Here is a 17,197-nt window from a genome sequence, read left to right on the forward strand (position 1 = left end):
CGGTCAACAGTTCGTTGGCCGGTCTAATGTTTTAGCTAACTTGTTTCGGGGGCGGCACCAAAGTTAGATGACCGTGGCGTTTCCCTGGGGTGTCGGGCGTTCCGGGTGCGGTATCGCCCAACCCCGGCTGAGGTTCCCTCCCTAGGGGACCGCGATAGCCTTCGGGATGCACAGTTTGGCGAGGGGCGGGATTCTGCGCCGCTGCCTTTACCGCGTTAGCCAAAGCCATCAGTTCCTCATCGTTGGGAGGCGGGGGCGTAAAGGAATTCGTTAAATGGACGACCTCCCAGCCCCGTGGTGCTGTCAGTTTTTCGGCGTGTTCACGGCAAAAATCGTATGCTCCGGGATTCCGATGGGCGCTGAGTGGGCCAATGATTGCGCTGCGTTCCCGATAGTCAAAAGTCATCGTCGCTACCGCTGGGTTGGGGCAGCTCGGTTTGGAACAACGGCGCGTATAAGTCACCTCCCCAGCATACTGCCCCCCAGGGGTCGGGGGCACTCAGGCTCGCTTGCTGACACCGATTCCGGGCCGGGATAGAGCCGGGATTGCGAGCTTAGCTCAGAGTGTTCGCGATTTTTACGGGACATCCTCGACCCGGTTGCCGCCGCGGGATAAGCTAGAGGCGATGAGTGAAAAAGCTGGAACCAACCGGGTTCGTGTTTTGGATTTGGGCGGCGAGATTCGCTGGGATGTCAGCAGCGGACCGCGGCTGCGGCGTGCCTATGTGCGCCGTGATCGGCACGGCCGGGGCAATCGCGGAGTTTTAGTTCCGGCGATGCTGCCACGTTACCGAACTCGTCGGGAAACCTTTGACGAACTGGTCATTCAGGAAGTTCGTTCCCTGGTGGCAGTCTGCCCGGAACTAGCCACTATCCAGTACGGAGTGGAAGACGTCCCCCCTTCGGACCCGGCACCTTGGGAGAGTGAGTCAGTTGTCCTAGGTCGAGGATTCGGCGCTGACCCAGGCAAAAGTTTGCCCGCCCAAGTTGTGGTGTATCGCCGTCCCCTAGAGCAGCGCGCCCGCTCCACGGATGATTTGCGTTCCCTCATTCACGGGGTAGTGTTGGAGGAATCTTCCCAGCTCATCGGCAAACATCCCGAAGATATCGACCCGTATTGGTAAACAGCGTCTCAAATCTGTCCACGGCGTTTTAACGAAATGTAGGCATCCGCCAAGTCGGGAGGCAGTTTTTCCGGGGTGGCGTTCAACAAATGGCCCCCTAGCAGAGGCAACAGATTTCCGGCTTCCTCGTGCTCGTTCAGCTCCGCCATCGCCGCTGCCGCCAGGAAAGCGTCAGCGGGATTGAACTGACCCAGCGATTGCTTGGCATCATCGAGGTTCCATTGGCCGGGCAGTTGAGCCAAACGGGTTAGCTCGGGGTCTAAAGAGTTCGCCACCAGGACGTGATGACGGGAGGACAGCGCCTCTACCATCGGCATCAAGCCGGAACGTTCCGCCCCGCCTTCCAAACCTGTCAAAATCACAACCAAAGAACGTTGCCGCAACCCGGAAAGTAAAGTGTGACTGAGCCCTGACCAGTTCGCTTCGGTGAGCGAAACCTGCAATTCAGCCAAGGCTTGAGCCATCTCGGTGATGAGTCCGACACCTCGAGCCGGTTGGATATGGAAACGAATCTGATTGTCGAACGCGATGAGATGTACCCGGTCCCCGGCACTGCCAGCCAATGCCCCGAGCAGCAGAGCCGCCTCCATAGAGGCATCCAGCCGAGGGTATTTATCAAGCCGCACCGCGGCACTGCGCGAGGAATCCAGGCAGATGATGACGTTGCGGTCGCGTTCAGGGCGCCAAGTTTTTACCACCGGGGTGCGCAGCCGCGCGGAAGAATGCCACTCGATGTCGCGCACGTCGTCGCCGGGAACGTATTCCCGCAGGGAATCGAACTCTGAACCTTGCCCGCGTTGCATCACCAGGGAGTTGCCCTCCAAACGGCGTAACGTTTTCAGGCGGGAGGGCAGGTACTTGGCGCTGCGAAACTCCGGCAGGACTTTCACTTCCTGCACGATAGGGGCGGAGAACTGCCGGGCGCCCAGCCCCAAGGGTCCATAAGAGCGCACAGTGACGGCATCGCTGCGCAAAGTGCCTTTGCGTTGGGGGGTGAAGCTGGCCTGTAAAGTGGTAGAGCTTTGTGCGTCCAGCACCAAATGTTGCCGGCGTGGCAGGGCTTGGAGCGAGGGCGGCCACGCGTCACGCATCTCGGCCCGGAATTTGCGTTTGGTGGGATTTTTCACGCTCACGGTGTATGGCGTTTCGGTGCGTTGACGCAGCGTGTGGGGCAGGGAGCGGGTGATCTCCAGGTGGCGGGGACTGGGAGCAGCGACGACGTCAAACAGCCACACCAGCAGGCACACCAGCAGCCAGAAAAAGGCGCCAGTTTTCCAGTGAGTCAGCAGCACCAGCGGAATACCCAGCGCTATCAAGAACGCCAGGCGTTTGGAAACCGCCATTTTTCGCCTCCCCTGTATCTTTTCGACTGTGGAACCTGGGTTACGCTGCGTTTAGCGCGGTACCGGGGTCGTGGCCAGGACGCTGTCCAGGACGGTCTTGGCGTTGACGCCCTCCATTTCGGCTTCGGGACGCAGCCGCAAACGGTGGCGGAACGTGGGCAACACCAGGGACTTGACGTCGTCTGGGGTGACGTAATCGCGTCCCGACAACCATGCCCAAGCCCGGGAAGTCGACAGCAGGGCCGTCGCGCCACGCGGCGATACTCCCAACTCCACCTGCGGTAACACCCGAGTGGCTCGCACTAGGTCGACGATGTAGCCCAGCACCTCACTGCTGGCCTTGACTTCCTTGACAGCCTGGCGAGCCGCCGCGATGTCCGTCGCGTTGGCCGCCACGTTCACCCCTGCGGCATCAAGGTCGTGAGTGTTGAAACCGCTTAGGTGCAGCTGTAATACCTCCAACTCGGTTTCCCGTGCTGGCAGGGGCACATCGAGTTTTAGCAAGAACCGGTCGAGTTGAGCTTCGGGAAGGGGATAGGTACCTTCGTATTCCACCGGGTTCTGGGTCGCGATGACCGTAAACGGTTCTGGCAGAGAACGGCTCACCCCGTCGGTGGTGACTTGGTGTTCCTCCATGGCTTCCAGCAAGGCAGCTTGAGTTTTCGGAGGGGTGCGGTTGATTTCATCCGCTAGCAGCAAGTTCGTGAAAATGGGACCTTCCCGGAAAGTAAACGAAGACTCTTGGGCATTGAAAATCAGTGAACCGGTCAAGTCGCCGGGCATCAAATCCGGAGTGAATTGGACCCGCTTGTGGTTCAGGTCCAGCGACTTCGCCAAAGTTCGCACCAGCAGGGTCTTGGCGACACCGGGGACGCCCTCCAACAGCACGTGCCCTTCCGCCAACAACGCGATAACCAGCCCGGTTACCACCGCATCCTGGCCTTTCACCACCTTGTTGATTTCGGTACGCAACGCGATGAGCTTGCGCAAAGTCGGGTCTTGGATATCCATTTAGCTTTCCTTTCGCGGATTTGTTTTGGTGAGTAAGTATAAGTCGTGCAATAGGTTTCCCAGCCCACGGTCGGTGACAGGCACCTCACCGTAGAGAAGGTCATAGACCTGAGATTCGTCAACCCCGGTGTATTGCGACACTTCCCGCACCATGACTGGCGGGGTTGTCGGGGTCGGAATGTGCAAAGCCGTGCCTAGACGTCGGGCGGTGTATTCCCGAGCCTTACGAGCCGCCACTGCCACAGCCCCGGATTTTTCGTACAGGTGTCCGCGACCGTAAACCGCCTCGGCGCCATGCACCACGACCGGTAACTCTTCGGGAACTACGCGACCCAAGCGGCGCCCTTGTGCCAACGTAAACACGAATGCTGCCACGAATAAATACACCAGGGAACTGAGGAAGAAATCGGGAAGGAGGGGCTGAGCCTTACCGTTCTGGTCAACACCCTGCTGGAACGTGGTGCCGTTGACCCAACCGACCCGCGGGCTGGAACTCAACAGATTCAACAGCAAAGCGGCATTACCGGCCGCGGTGATGGTGTCGTTGCGCGCCAGGCTATCCTCGGAGAGCAAAGCTAGGCGGAAACCTTCGGGACGTTTAAACGATACATAGGCAAAAGCGTTGTCCTGCAGCGGAAAGCACGCGGCTTCGGGCTGGCGCAGAGGGCGGAGCGAGCCACGGCTGGAAGAAATGGTGCGGGCTGCCTTTGCGCCGGGGAAATCACATTGAGCCTTGATTTCCTTGGGAGATCCCGCGGGTACGGATTGTACGTAGGGGTCGAAACGTTTTCCTTGCGCCAAAGTTCCTATAATCAACAGATTTGTGGGAGTGTGCAGGATTTTCCGCAGGGTGGCATCGTCGATTTGGTTGGTATTGGTGATGACTACAGTGTCCTTGGAGCTGTAGGACTCGAGGTCACGCACCGAATACAGGTCACTGACCAGCACACCTTGGTGGCGCAGTACTTCGGCCAGAGCCATCGTCCCGCTGCCCTTCGGATTGCGGATCGAGAGATTGACATCATCGGTAGGCGCGCGCAGCACAGCGCTGAGAAAGGAAAAAACTGCCAGCAATACCAGACCGCCGATAACCCAGCGACCCCGAAAAATCGCTTCCGAGATACGCGGGGTGGCTGTAGGCGGGGTCGCGCTACTCATCAGACTGCACCTCCCGCCGGTGCCAAAGCTTCCTGCGGCGAGACGGCGACGCCACCGCGGGCGTGGGAACGATTAGAAACGAAAGAATCCAGGCGAGAATCTAGGGAAATAAGCCTCTGCACCTGGGCGTTGTCCGACTGTCGTCGCCCATACCGTAGCGCGTTGAACACGCTGGCTGCCCAAGATAATTCCTCTGATTGGGCAGGAACTGCCCGGCTTAGGGCGGTGCTGCCTTCCCCGGCGGTGAGTCCGGGGGTGATTACCAGCAGTTCGTTGGCTTCACAAAGACGCAACAGGTGGCGGAATTGCTCCAAGAAAGCCGTCGAGTAGTCTCCGCGTGAGAGAGCATTTTTGGCTGCCGCCAGGTACTGCACCGCGTTGCGGTCATCCTCGAAAACCGCAGCCTCATCAGTGAGGGTCGGCTTGATTTGCTCGTGGAACCTCCAGTTTCCAGTGAACAAAATCATGATGACGATGACCAGCACCGCCACTATCAGAGCGGCAATCAGCCACAGCCAAGAAGGCAAGATGGGATTGACGTTTGCGGACGAAAAATTGTCGGCAAACCACTCCAAGATTTTTTTCAGCAGGGAGGGGCGTTCCTGGTATACCGGTTTGGACAGCTCATCTTCGAGCTTGTCGCGCCCCTCCCGGTCTGACACATCCGCCAACACTTGGCTGAACAAATCAACATGATGGAGCCACAAGCTCCCCAGTTGCGTTGAAATGTTCAGCATCCTTACCCAAAGTCCTTTCTGCAGTGCCGCCGTCAGCCCTGCTGAGCCGCCTGGAGCAGGCTTACTGCCAGACCCTCGCGACGCATCCGCGTATCAACATAGAGCAGACCTAAAACTGCTCCATAGAACGGCATCGCCAGCCCGGTAATGATGGTGCCTAAAATGGCGGAGAGAGACATCATTACCGAGAAATTCTGACTAACCATCATGGCCGCTGAGATAATCAAGCTGATTACAGCATTCAATCCGTAGGTCAGGAATGAAACAATGAGGGAAGTTAGCAAGATGACGCCAAAAATCTTCCAGAAGCTGCCTTTGGTCAGTCTCCAAGAGCGTTTCAGGGCGGGAATGATGCCGATATCTTCCATGATGGCAGTGGGGATGGTAAAAGCTAGCTTGATATAGAACCAGGCGGAAAATACCGCGACGGCTGCGAGGGTGAGGAAAGTGAGACCCAGTAAGCCCAGCGATGCCCCGACATCTTTGATGTTAATCAGGAAAAACCCACCCAGCGGAAGCAGACCCAGCCCCAGCAACAGGGCTGACCCCAAGATGAGCAACAGAGAATAGCCGACGATCCCCCAGACGTGGCCTTTCAAAGTTTGCCACGCATCAGCGACCGAAGGGCGGCGACCCAAAACCAACGGCCCCAATCCAGCCACGCAAACTCCCAAGGTCAAAAAGAGGACGAACATCTGGAGCAGACTCGTGATGACACTTATGAGCATCGTTGATTCCGTAAACTCCAGCAAACCGTCCAACGAAGCTTCCGTGCTGTCAAAATTGAAGTCGTTGGAAAGGTAGGTGTTGATGTCGGGAGTGAGTAAATAAAACAGCGCTCCCATTACCCCTCCAAGTACCGCCCAGAGAGCCAAAACCAGACCGAACATGACAGAAGGGGCCTGACGGATAGCAGAGAAAGCTCCGTTGTAAATATCGCCAAGACTCAGTGGACGCAGCGGGATAATTCCGGGCTGGACCTGCTGATAGTTCAAACCATAGGGGTCGAATCCAGTGTTGTTTGCTGGGTTTGTACCGTTGAAGCTGTTTGTACCGCTCGTTCTAAAGTTCGGGGCGGGGGTTTGCGGGGCGGCCCCAGCGGGGTACGGGGTCGGAAGAGGATTTGGGAAAGACTGCGGTTTACTGGTGCTGTCCTCCGGGGTCAGCGTCCACGAGCCGGCGTCGAAGCTGCCCGGGGCAGCCGCGGTTGGCGGTGTAAACGGAGGTTGCTGCGGCACCGGGCTGCCTTGGCTCGATACCGGAGCGGTTTCGCCGGGGTTGTTTCCGGGAGGAGTGTCTTGAGAGGAATAAGAGTTGTCGCTCATGATGCCTTTCCAATACATGGTTCACTTAATATTGCCACGACACGGCGCAGATGCGCTCGTTCAAACCGAAAAACCCTTTTAATGCCGAGCTTGGCTGCGGGTCTCCCCGCAAATTGTGAAATCGTGTCAAAATAGGAGTATGAGTGCAAAAATCCTGGTAGTAGACGATGACCAAGCCTTGAGCGAGATGATTGGCATTATTTTGGAATCATCCGCCTACGAGCCAAGTTTTTGTGCCGATGGCGCGAAAGCCGTGGACAAGTTCCGCGAAGTTGAACCTGACCTAGTGCTGCTCGACCTGATGCTGCCGGGAATGGACGGCATCGAGATTTGTCGCAAAATCCGCGAGTTTTCTAATGTCCCCATCATCATGCTGACCGCAAAATCCGACACCACCGACGTGGTGGCGGGTCTGGAAGCGGGAGCGGACGACTACATTCCCAAGCCTTTCAAGCCCAAGGAGCTGCTGGCACGGGTCGCCGCGCGGCTGCGCAGTTTAGAAGCCGCTGAACATGACGTCCTGAAAGCAGCGGGGGTAGAAATCAACCTAGCCTCCCATGAAGTGAGTCGGGACGGAAAATCTTTGAACCTCACTCCCTTGGAGTACGACCTCTTGGTCGCTCTCGCCACTAAACCAGGACGGGTGTTTTCCCGTGAAGAATTGCTGGAACAGGTCTGGGGACTGCGCCACGCCTCCGACACGCGTTTGGTCAACGTGCACGTGCAACGGTTGCGGGCCAAGATCGAGCTGGACCCGGACAACCCGACTGTGATTCGCACGGTGCGCGGGGTGGGTTATCGGATTGGGACTGAACCTCAGTGAGTTCCCCGCAATCTCTGACTTTTCGCCGGACGCGCCGACAGCGAAGAATCTCGCAGTTCTTCGGCAGCGCCACCCGCTATTTGGTTGGTTTTAATGAATCGACGTGGGTACCGGAACGGCTCCGGCGTTCACTGGCTCTGCGGATGGCCAGTATCATGCTGGTCGCGACGTTGGTGATTCTGTTCGCGGTAGGGATTTATGCTTCCACAGCCATCAAAAACGGTATCTTTCAAGAACGGTTGAATCAGGTGCTAGAAGAATCGGCCACCCAAGCGCGGTCGGCGCAAAATCGTTTCGACCAGGCTCCGGCTTCGACCGTGGAACAGGTACAGTCCCTCGCTCAGGACGTGGTCACCTCAATCTCCACCCTCACCTCCGGCTCTAGCGCTCCAGCCGTGCTGATTTTACGTAATCCGAGCGAAACCTCTTCCTTTGTGATTAACGAAATCGCCACCCAAAATATGCGGGAAGTCATTACCTCCCAACTACGTGAGGCGGTACAGCAAAAGAGCGGCCAGCATTGGCAGTCCATCGAAATTACGGACGCGCAAGGCAAACGACATCCCGGTATCGTGGTAGGGACTGCCGTGAGCCTGCCCCTAGCGGGTGCTCACGAACTCTACTTGGTGTACTCCCTGGCTGATGAGCAAGCCGCAATCAACCTGGTGATGGGGGTTTTAGGCGGTGGCGGAGTCGCCGTTCTGGTGCTGGTGGCGGGCATGACCTGGGTGGTGGTCTATTCCGTGCTGGTGCCGGTGCGCCGCACGGTGCGCACCGCGGAACGTTTAGCGGCTGGGGACTTGAACGCGCGCGTGCTCTCACAAGGTGAGGATGAAACCGCACAACTGGCCGATTCTTTCAATAAGATGGCGGATTCTTTGCAGTCCAAGATCAATACTTTGGGTCAAATGTCCCGGCTGCAGCAGCGTTTTGTTTCCGATGTGTCTCACGAGCTGCGCACCCCGCTGACAACTATGCGGATTGCCGATGACGTCATCTATGACGCGCGCGAAGAACTCGACCCTGCCGCCTTGAGAAGCGCGGAATTGCTGCATGACCAAATTGATCGATTCGATGCCATGCTGGCCGATTTGCTCGAAATTTCGCGTATCGACTCCGGGTCTGCCCGGCTCGATTATGAGATGGTGAATCTGAACAAGCTCGCTGAACAGGTCGTGGAGGACAACGCCGCTTTGGCTGAAAAGGTGGGCTGCCAGGTCATTCTTAACCCGCCAAAGTACCCTTGCGCAGCCGAGCTCGATGCTCGCCGAGTGACGCGTATCGTGCGTAATCTGCTGGTAAACGCCATCGAGCATTCCGAGGGAAATCCAGTAGTAATTACTACCGATTCCAGTGAAACCGCCGTGGCTTTGCGGGTTTCTGATCACGGGGTGGGGATGTCACCGGAAGTGACCAGCCGCGTGTTTGACCGTTTCTATCGTGCTGACCCGGCACGAGCGCGGACCACGGGCGGTACCGGGTTAGGCTTGGCTATTTCTCTGGAGGACGCTCGCCTGTCCGGAGGCACCCTGCAGGCGTGGGGCAAGACCGGTTATGGCTCGTCTTTCCTGCTGACCCTGCCGCGGCGTCACGACATGGAGATGGGGGCGTCACCGCTGGACATCACCGATTACGTGGAACCGACTCTAGACAGTTACGTTCCCCCTCAGGCCGCCCCGGAGCAGCCAGAAACCTCGACGAACGCGACCCGGACGCTTGGGAAGAATGGGGAGGAGCCATGCTAAACAAACGTCGAACCCGGTGGTGGGGAGCTGTCCTCGTGGGGATTTCCACCCTCAGTCTGGTCGGCTGCGCCGCACTGCCGACTGCCGGACCGGTCAATGATTCACAAGTGAGAGTCGGTTCCAACCAGCCGCTCTTAGGTTTAAGCGCCCCCGGACCGGTCCCGAATGCAACCGTGGAACAAATCGTGACCGGTTTTATTCGCGCCTGCTCCGCGGGGTACTCTGATGATTTCACCGTGGCGCGTTCGTTCCTGGCTCCCAAAGCGGCGATGGATTGGCGCCCTGATGCCCAAGTAGAGATTTTTGACACGGATTCCGCCTTGGAAACCCGTCAGCTGGGCGATGGCTCTGTCGAAGTGACCGCCCGCGCGCTAGGAAGTGTCGACGAACACGGAAACTATACCGTGGCGGGTCCGACCGAACGGGTCCGCACCGTGTTTTCCCTAGTGAAGCCCGCTGACAACCAGTGGCGTATCGCGGCTCTAGAGGATGGGGTGGTGCTTTCCCAATCAGCTTTTAGCTCGATTTACGCTTCGGCTCCGGTGTACTTCCTCACCATGGACGGGGGAGCCCTGGTCCCGGATTTGCGTTGGTATCCGCGCCGACGGCTGCCAACCTACCTGGTTAATGCGCTCTTGGCCGGGCCGCAAAACGCTTTCAAAGGGGCGGTTCGTTCCGCGTTCCCCACCGGCAGCACTTTGGCTGGGGGAGCGGTGGATGTCTTTGACGGGGTCGCTAACGTGTCTTTAAATGTCCCGGACGCTCTCAACGACCCCACCACGATTAATTTGGCTTACTGGCAGATGGAATCGACCCTGCGCGACGTTTCGGGAATTTCTACCGTCAGTTTGAGCATCGGCAAAGTTCCTTTGGAAAACACGAATCCCATCACACAAAGCACCACGCCACAATTCCCCATCATGGTAAAGGACGGCAACGTGGTGCGTCTGAATTCCGGCGCCACCGAAGTCCTGGTTCCTGCCGGTGCGGTGACTTCCGGTGAGATTACGAACCCGGCTATTTCCACTGCCGGTGACGAAATCGCCTTTACAGACTCCAGTTATCGCCGGCTCTATCTGTGGGCGCGTGGGGCGGCGACGCAGCTGTATAGCGGGCGAGAACTGCTGGCTGCTGCCATCGATCGAAACGGCTGGATTTGGACCCTGGATACGGCTAATCCGCGCCAGGTTGTCGCGCTGCGTCCCGATGGAACCAGGGTGAATTTGGAAGTGCCGTGGGAGACCGGAGACCCCGTTCATGCTTTCACCGTCAGCCCTGACGGGACGCGAATCGCTTTCGTACACCACGTAGGTCAGGCCGACATTGTCAGTGTAGCGGTGGTAATCCGGGACGGGACGGGGACTCCCAAATCTTTTTCCGCACCCGTGGCTTTGCAGGCCGGAAACGAAGTTGTTTCCGCAATAGCGTGGCTGCAAGGAGATTCCCTGGTGTTACTGACCGGCACGGGAGACAGCACCACCGTCCGAATCGCTCCGCTGTTCGGACCGATATCAACATTGCCGGGGGTTAAGAACGCGGTGGATTTGGCTGCTGGTGAGGAAGAAAATCAGATTTATCTGGTTACCGCAGGCGGTGATTTATACAAGCGCTCCGGCAGAAACTGGCAGCAAGTTCTAAACGGAGTCGCCGACCCGAGTTACCCCGGTTAGCCTCGTTAGGGACGCGTTATGGTGGGTTTTTCGAGTTTATGGGATGCCGCAGGGGAACTGGGAAAGGTGCTGCTGCCTACGGAATGCGTGGGTTGTGGAGCTTGGGACGAAGAAATCTGTGACAACTGTTTGGCGCAGATGCTGGGGCGTCCGTTCCCGTTGGAAATCAGCGAGAACGAAGATAATGTAACAGACGTTCCAATATTTGCCATCGCCAAATATGACGGTCCGATGCGGCGCGTGGTTCTGACTGGTAAGCATGATAAACGGCGGGATTTACGCCGATATTTCACAGCGGCTGGCCAATCGGCAGTGCAGGGCTTAGTGTCAGAGGGGCTGCTGGTTAGGGACGAATCTGGAACGGATGGTACAATCCGGGGGGAAATGTTTGTGGTTCCGGCTCCATCCGCCCATCCCCGAGATCCGTCTGAGGTTGCCGCCGCCTTTGCCCAGGGCGCGGCGCGGGGAGCGGTCCGCGCGGGACTGTGCCGTCAGGCATCCGTGCTGGAAATCCTGGAACTGGCGGCAGGCTCGACGACCCAGGCCGATTTGGGATGGGAGGCCCGTAACCTGAACCGGCACGGCAAAATGCAGATTCGCGGCAGTGCGGCGGTGGCGAAACAAGAACTTGCCGGTAAGGCCCTGCTGATAATCGATGATGTTAGCGCCACCGGAGCGACGCTCAGAGAAATGATTCGCGTTTTGTCAGGCTTAGATGCTGAAGTGCTCGCGGGGCTGGTTTTTGCTTCATCTCGGAGTGAAATGCCCTCAACACCCCCACAGAATTCCGAAAAATAAGTGGAAGTCCTGCACGGCTCTGCGGTGTGCTCTAAAATATAAAGCACACGCAAAAATCGCAGGTGACACACCGGAGTGCACCCGCGTGAGAAAGAGGTGAGAACCGAACACTCCGTCCCAGCAAATGATAGTTGGAACCCAATTCTTAGCCTAAGGAGGCCCTCATGGAAATCACCGTGAAAGCACGTAATGCTGAAATCCACCCGAATTTTCGGGAATACATCGAGGAAAAAATGGCCAAGGTGGAGCAGCTGGCTCCCCGTACGCAGCGTGTCGATGTGGAATTGACACATGAAAAGAATCCGCGACAAGCTGATACTGCGGAACGCATCGAACTGACTGTTCTCGGCAAAGGACCCGTGGTGCGGGCGGAGGCATCTTCGTCAGACCGGTACGCCGCTGTGGACATCGCCGCCGGGAAACTTTTTGAGCGTCTGCGCCGAGCTCGGGATCGGGCCAAGGACCACCGCAAGTATGAGATTCCCCCGGATGTGGAACTGGACGTGCAGCTTCCGGGAACCGCCCCGGCTCCCGCCGCGAAACCGCCTTTGAAACTGGGCGAGTCTCGTGAGGAACAGTTGGGTGATTCCCCTGTCATCGTGCGCGAAAAGTTGCACGAGAGCCGGGCCATGAGTGTCGAAGAAGCTCTGGATGAGATGGAATTGGTGGGTCACCCGTTCTACCTGTTCATTGACTCCGAGACGAAGCAGCCAGCAGTGGTTTACCACCGGAAAGGCTGGACCTATGGCGTGATTCGCCTAGACGCGACCTGCACGCTGAACAATTGAGATAGGACCGGACCCTGGGGCACCGTCCCGGGGTCCCTCTTTTTTATCCCCGGTGTGCCGATGTGGCTGCCGCCAAGAACCAGAGTTTCGCCGCTCGCTTTCGCGAAAATAGGCGCTTTCAACTAAAATAGTCAAGGCTGAGTCATCACGATTGGGTCAAACTCTTGACAATCGTGGATAAAAGGCTGTTGACCTCAATGGATAGGCCTGTAAGGCAATCCTAAAGACCTGAAAAGGAAGGCAAAACGTGTCCTTACTTGATAAGTTCATGCGTATCGGTGAAGGTAAAGTTCTCAAAAAGCTGGTGAAAGTTGCTGATGCGGTGGACCTGCTTGAAGATGAATACCGCGAGCTGAGCGACAGCGAGCTAAAGGCGAAGACCGACGAGTTTAGGCAGCGCCTAGAAGAGGGAGAGAAACTCGACGACCTCATGGTTGAAGCTTTCGCAACGGTGCGTGAAGCATCCGATCGGGTGCTCGGACTGCGTCACTTCCGGGAACAAATTATGGGCGGGGCGGCCTTGCATTGGGGCAACATTGCCGAAATGAAAACCGGTGAAGGCAAGACCCTGGTAGCTACGCTGCCGTGCTACTTGCGGGCTCTGAGCGGCAAAGGCGTACACGTCGTGACCGTTAACGACTACCTGGCTTCTTACCAGGGCGAATTGATGGGTCGCGTGTACCGTTACCTGGGTCTGAGCACCGGCATCATCATCGCTCAGATGGATCCGGAGGAACGTCGCAAACAGTACAACTGCGACATCACCTATGGCACCAACAACGAGTTCGGCTTTGACTACTTGCGTGACAATATGGCGCAGCGAGTCGAAGACTTGGTGCAGCGGGAACACAACTACATCATCGTCGACGAGGTGGACTCCATCCTCATTGACGAAGCCCGTACCCCTCTGATTATTTCCGGTCCGGCTCAAGGAGACGTGAACCACTGGTATACGGATTTCGCCAAGATTGTCCAAGATTTACATGCCGGCGAAGATTACGAGGTGGATCAAAAGAAACGTACCGTGGGGGTCTTGGAACCGGGTATTGACAAAGTTGAGGACTACCTGGGTATCGATAATCTCTACGAGGTTGCCAACACGCCCCTGATTGGTTTTTTGAATAACGCCATCAAGGCTAAAGAGCTGTTTAAGCTGGACAAAGACTACATTGTGACTCCCGAAGGCGAAGTGCTGATTGTGGATGAGCACACCGGGCGTGTCTTGCCGGGAAGGCGCTACAACGAAGGGATGCACCAGGCGATTGAAGCCAAAGAGGGCGTGGAGATTAAGGCGGAAAACCAAACTTTGGCCACGATTACCCTGCAGAACTACGTGCGTCTCTACCCGAAAGGTTCGCGTGCCGGGATGACCGGTACCGCCGAGACTGAGGCCGCCGAGTTTAACGATGTTTACAAGATGGGCGTGGTGCCGATTCCCACGCACAAACCCATGATTCGCGAGGACAAAGACGATTTGGTGTATAAAACCGCCGAAGCGAAGTTCAACGCAGTCGTTGAAGACATCGAAGAAAACTATCACCGTGGTCAGCCTGTCCTGGTCGGCACCACCTCGGTAGAGAAATCCGAATACCTTTCGCACTTGCTGAACCAGCGGAAGATTCCCCACCAGGTGTTGAACGCGAAACAGCACGAACGTGAAGCCGCGGTCGTGGCGATGGCTGGCCGGAAAGGCCAAGTCACGGTCGCGACCAACATGGCTGGGCGCGGTACCGATATTATGCTGGGCGGCAACGCCGAATTCCTGGCGGTACAGGATTTGAAGGACCGCGGGCTGGACCCGGAGGAAAACTCCGAAGAATACGAGGCCGCTTGGCCCCAAGCCTTGAAAGATGCCAAAGCCAAGGTGGCTCAGGAACATGACGAAGTTGTGGAACTTGGCGGGCTCTATGTCTTGGGGACGGAACGCCACGAATCACGCCGTATCGACAACCAGCTGCGAGGCCGTGCGGGGCGTCAGGGCGACCCCGGTCGCTCTCGTTTCTACCTGTCTATGGAGGACGAGCTGATGCGTTTTGCCAACCAAGGTTGGCTGGGCAACATGATGCGTTCGGGACTGCCCGAGGATATTCCCATGGAGTTTAAGATGGTTTCCGGCGCGATTCGTTCGGCGCAAACCCAGGTGGAGGGCCGCAACGCGGAAATCCGCAAGAACGTTTTGAAGTACGACGACGTGATGACTGAGCAGCGCGAAACTGTCTACGGAGAACGGGGACGAGTGCTGCGTGGGGAGGATCTTTCGGCCACGGTTGACTCTTTCATCGAGGGCACCATTGCGGACGCGGTTGCGCAGGCCACAGACCTTCCCGATACCAGCGAATGGGATTTAAAGACCTTGTGGGCGGGGTTAAAGAATCTGTACCCGGTGTCGCTTTCGGTAGAAGACTTAGAAAATGCGGTCGGCGGGAAATCGGCTTTGACCACGGATTTCATCACCGAACAGTTGGTTGACGACGCCAAGCTGCAATATGAGTTAGCCGGCAAGTCTTTGGCGGATAATCCCATAGCTCAAGCCCAGCTGGGCGATGAGCCGATGAAAGAGTTGGAGCGGCGGGTTCTGCTCTCGGTGGTGGATCGGTTGTGGCGCGAGCACCTGTACGAAATGGATTACCTGAAGGAAGGTATCGGGCTGCGGGCGATGGGACAGCGCAATCCCCTGGTGGAGTATAAGACTGAGGGCTACCTCATGTTCAGCGCCATGATGGGACGCATCAAGGAAGAGACCGTCCAGAATGTGTTTGGGTATGTCAAGGCCTTTGTTGACGCTATGCAGCGGGCGGCAGCTGAGGAAGCCTCAGGGGACGGGGAAGGCCAGGCGCAGGCGGCAGAAGAACCAACACCGGCCAAGGAAGAGCCTATCTCTAAGAGCGCGGCAAAAAAGAAAGCCCGCAACTTTAAGAAATCCGGGCGCAGAGCCGGTCTGAAATCGGTATCAGCGAATCGCACGGTTATGGGAGATACCGGTCATCAGGCGATGAACGCTCAAATTTCCTATTCCAGTGATGGCACGGTTGAGTCGGCTCCGCAGGGCAACCGGGCACAGCGCCGCGCGGCAAAACGGCGGGGCTGAGTTTCTCAGTTCAGCCCAGGCGAATCGCGGCAATCATCCACTGATTGCAGCGGTTTTCTAAAGTTAGCGCGGCGGCACGAGTGCGCTGCCCATCGTCTAGCACGATGACCGCTTCGTGCGTTGTCGCTGAGGTCGCCCGACTGTGGGCACTGAGCACCCTCACCGGTGAAACCCGGCGCGTTTTGCCTCCAATCAGTCCGGGTTGTGGCTTTTGTTTAGAGCCAATAGCGTTTCGCCGCTGTTCGAGGTATCGATAAGCCTGCGGCGAGGCCCAGCGGGTCATCTGGGACAAAGGACGGATTCCCTCAATGATTTCCAGCCCGCACCGAGCCATTTGAGCGGCCCAAACGCGAGGGGAGTGTTGGACGTCTTCGATGGAAGAGTTTTCCCGGGAACTGGCGCGGGCTTGGTCGGCCAGATCGGTTCTGGTGTTCCCTGATTTTCCCGTTTGGTGCTGTGGCGGCACTGATTTCACTGCCTGACCACGTTGCGCATAAGTTGCCTGAACCAAGCTCCGCAGAGATGGCTTGGCGACCTGACGGCGTTTCCAGGCGGGACCCACCATCGGTTGAGGCCGCTGGTTCGTCACGAGTGCGGCAGCGTGCTTGAGGTCATTCGAATCAGGCTGATGACGCTTGACTTCCTGTTGGAATCCTCGTTCAGTTTCCATCAGCAGGTTCTCGGTGGCGCCGGCGGCCAGTTGTGAGGGTGCGCCAGCAAGTAGTGGCGTTGCGGGTTCGGGGGTGGGTCCCGCATTGAGTTCAGCGTGAGTCGTCCGGGGAGAGGCATTGGTTTCAGCAGCGTTAGGTTCAAGAAGTGTGGTTTCCATAGTTTTCCCTTTGGTAGTGAGTTCTATTTAGTTATAGTACGTTTGATAACGTTTGATTCCGTATCATAGTGTCATGCCGGTTACTTTGTCAATATTTGGCATTTTGAGCGTATTTACAGCATTTTTGATACTTTGTAGGAAGGTTTGCTGCTGTAGACAAATCAAGTGAGCTAGACTGGAGCGCGTGGAACACGACGATTTTCTGGATGATCTCTCAGCTGATTTCGCTGCAAAACTGCGGGCGCAGCGCCAAGTGGAGGCTACCGAGCTGTCGGCGGCGGATGCCGCGGAAGTGACTCTATCCGGTCGTTTATTAGCCAGTGTAGGCACTACGGTCGAGATTCAGCTCATCAACGGGGAGTCGTTGCGTGGCGAAGTCGCTGACGCCGCGGCGAATTGGCTGATTTTGCGCCTGCTGCGCGTGGACATCTTTATCAGGTATCCAGCCATCGAAGTCGTTTCTAGCTTAGGACCCGCTCCGCGGTGGCCCACTTTGGTTGAGGCCAGAATTCCAGGCACGGTGAAACTGCGTGAGTTTGCCGCCGCCCGCCGTGAGATTCAGTTCACCACCCGGAATCAGACTCTGAAAGGTTGTATTGAGCGAGTGGGTGCCGACTTCGTGGATATTGTCGACCACGGCCGCCATGAAGCCATTGCACTCTCAGCGCTGCTCTATGTATCTTGCCCGCGCTGAGGAAAACTACTGGCAATAACCCCTGTCTTGATTGGGTCTGATTTCGGGGGCTGCCAGATAAGGG

General features: G+C 57.2%; 15 protein-coding genes. 8 read left to right on the top strand and 7 right to left on the bottom strand.

Annotation, left to right across the window (positions count from 1 at the left end; translation table 11 throughout):
- Positions 1–31 precede the first annotated feature (31 nt).
- Entirely contained in the window at positions 32–463 is a 432-nt protein-coding gene (locus tag RDL66_RS04085; RefSeq protein WP_308535387.1) for a DUF3499 domain-containing protein, read from the bottom strand.
- A 163-nt stretch (positions 464–626) separates the two neighbouring features.
- Between RDL66_RS04085 and RDL66_RS04090 the strand changes: the two genes are divergently transcribed.
- Complete coding sequence (locus tag RDL66_RS04090) at positions 627–1,124, top strand: metallopeptidase family protein (protein ID WP_299293468.1); 498 nt, start codon at positions 627–629, stop codon at positions 1,122–1,124.
- Positions 1,125–1,132: 8 nt separating this feature from the next.
- On the opposite strand, the gene RDL66_RS04095 is transcribed toward RDL66_RS04090, so the two are convergent.
- Genes RDL66_RS04095 through RDL66_RS04115 form a run of 5 tightly spaced genes read right to left on the bottom strand, consistent with a single transcriptional unit; the run spans position 1,133 to position 6,698 of the window.
- On the bottom strand, positions 1,133–2,467 hold the full coding sequence (locus RDL66_RS04095) for a DUF58 domain-containing protein (RefSeq protein ID WP_299293465.1): 1,335 nt from the start codon (positions 2,465–2,467) through the stop codon (positions 1,133–1,135).
- A 51-nt stretch (positions 2,468–2,518) separates the two neighbouring features.
- Entirely contained in the window at positions 2,519–3,478 is a 960-nt protein-coding gene (locus tag RDL66_RS04100; protein WP_299293462.1) for a MoxR family ATPase, read from the bottom strand.
- A complete protein-coding gene (locus tag RDL66_RS04105; RefSeq protein WP_299293460.1) occupies positions 3,479–4,636 on the bottom strand; it encodes a DUF4350 domain-containing protein in 1,158 nt (385 codons plus the stop codon). It lies immediately after the preceding gene.
- Entirely contained in the window at positions 4,636–5,373 is a 738-nt protein-coding gene (locus RDL66_RS04110; protein ID WP_299293457.1) for a DUF4129 domain-containing protein, read from the bottom strand. The genes RDL66_RS04105 and RDL66_RS04110 overlap by 1 nt, the downstream gene beginning before the upstream one ends.
- Positions 5,374–5,405: 32 nt before the next feature.
- A complete protein-coding gene (locus RDL66_RS04115) occupies positions 5,406–6,698 on the bottom strand; it encodes a glycerophosphoryl diester phosphodiesterase membrane domain-containing protein (RefSeq protein ID WP_308535389.1) in 1,293 nt (430 codons plus the stop codon).
- A gap of 139 nt (positions 6,699–6,837) precedes the next feature.
- On the opposite strand from RDL66_RS04115, the gene mtrA reads away from it, so the two are divergent.
- The 6 genes from mtrA to secA all read left to right on the top strand — a co-directional run bounded on the left by mtrA (position 6,838) and on the right by secA (position 15,610).
- Positions 6,838–7,521, top strand: a complete 684-nt coding sequence (mtrA, locus tag RDL66_RS04120; protein ID WP_299293451.1) for an MtrAB system response regulator MtrA — start codon at positions 6,838–6,840, stop codon at positions 7,519–7,521.
- 80 nt (positions 7,522–7,601) lie between these two features.
- Positions 7,602–9,266: an MtrAB system histidine kinase MtrB gene (gene mtrB, locus RDL66_RS04125; RefSeq protein ID WP_308535438.1), complete on the top strand. Its 1,665-nt coding sequence runs from the start codon at positions 7,602–7,604 to the stop codon at positions 9,264–9,266.
- Entirely contained in the window at positions 9,260–10,936 is a 1,677-nt protein-coding gene (locus tag RDL66_RS04130) for an LpqB family beta-propeller domain-containing protein (RefSeq protein ID WP_299293445.1), read from the top strand. The genes mtrB and RDL66_RS04130 overlap by 7 nt, the downstream gene beginning before the upstream one ends.
- Before the next feature lie 18 nt (positions 10,937–10,954).
- Positions 10,955–11,734 carry a phosphoribosyltransferase family protein gene (locus RDL66_RS04135; RefSeq protein WP_308535392.1) on the top strand — a complete coding sequence of 260 codons (780 nt, stop codon included), beginning with the start codon at positions 10,955–10,957 and terminating at the stop codon, positions 11,732–11,734.
- A 164-nt stretch (positions 11,735–11,898) separates the two neighbouring features.
- Positions 11,899–12,522: a ribosome hibernation-promoting factor, HPF/YfiA family gene (hpf, locus tag RDL66_RS04140; protein ID WP_308535394.1), complete on the top strand. Its 624-nt coding sequence runs from the start codon at positions 11,899–11,901 to the stop codon at positions 12,520–12,522.
- 247 nt (positions 12,523–12,769) lie between these two features.
- The gene (gene secA, locus RDL66_RS04145) at positions 12,770–15,610 is read left to right on the top strand and encodes a preprotein translocase subunit SecA (RefSeq protein ID WP_308535396.1); all 2,841 of its coding nucleotides are present in this window, start codon (positions 12,770–12,772) and stop codon (positions 15,608–15,610) included.
- Between the two features lie 10 nt (positions 15,611–15,620).
- Here secA and RDL66_RS04150 read toward each other — a convergent pair whose 3' ends face one another.
- Positions 15,621–16,439 (bottom strand): Rv3235 family protein, encoded by an 819-nt coding sequence (locus RDL66_RS04150; RefSeq protein WP_308535398.1) that lies wholly within the window; start codon positions 16,437–16,439, stop codon positions 15,621–15,623.
- Positions 16,440–16,623: 184 nt separating this feature from the next.
- Here RDL66_RS04150 and RDL66_RS04155 point away from each other — a divergent pair, with 184 nt between their 5' ends.
- Positions 16,624–17,133: a hypothetical protein gene (locus RDL66_RS04155; RefSeq protein WP_308535399.1), complete on the top strand. Its 510-nt coding sequence runs from the start codon at positions 16,624–16,626 to the stop codon at positions 17,131–17,133.
- The last annotated feature ends 64 nt before the right edge of the window (positions 17,134–17,197 follow it).

Origin of the sequence: uncultured Mobiluncus sp. (assembly GCF_902488535.1) — a bacterium.
In the GTDB taxonomy this organism is placed as follows: domain Bacteria; phylum Actinomycetota; class Actinomycetes; order Actinomycetales; family Actinomycetaceae; genus Mobiluncus.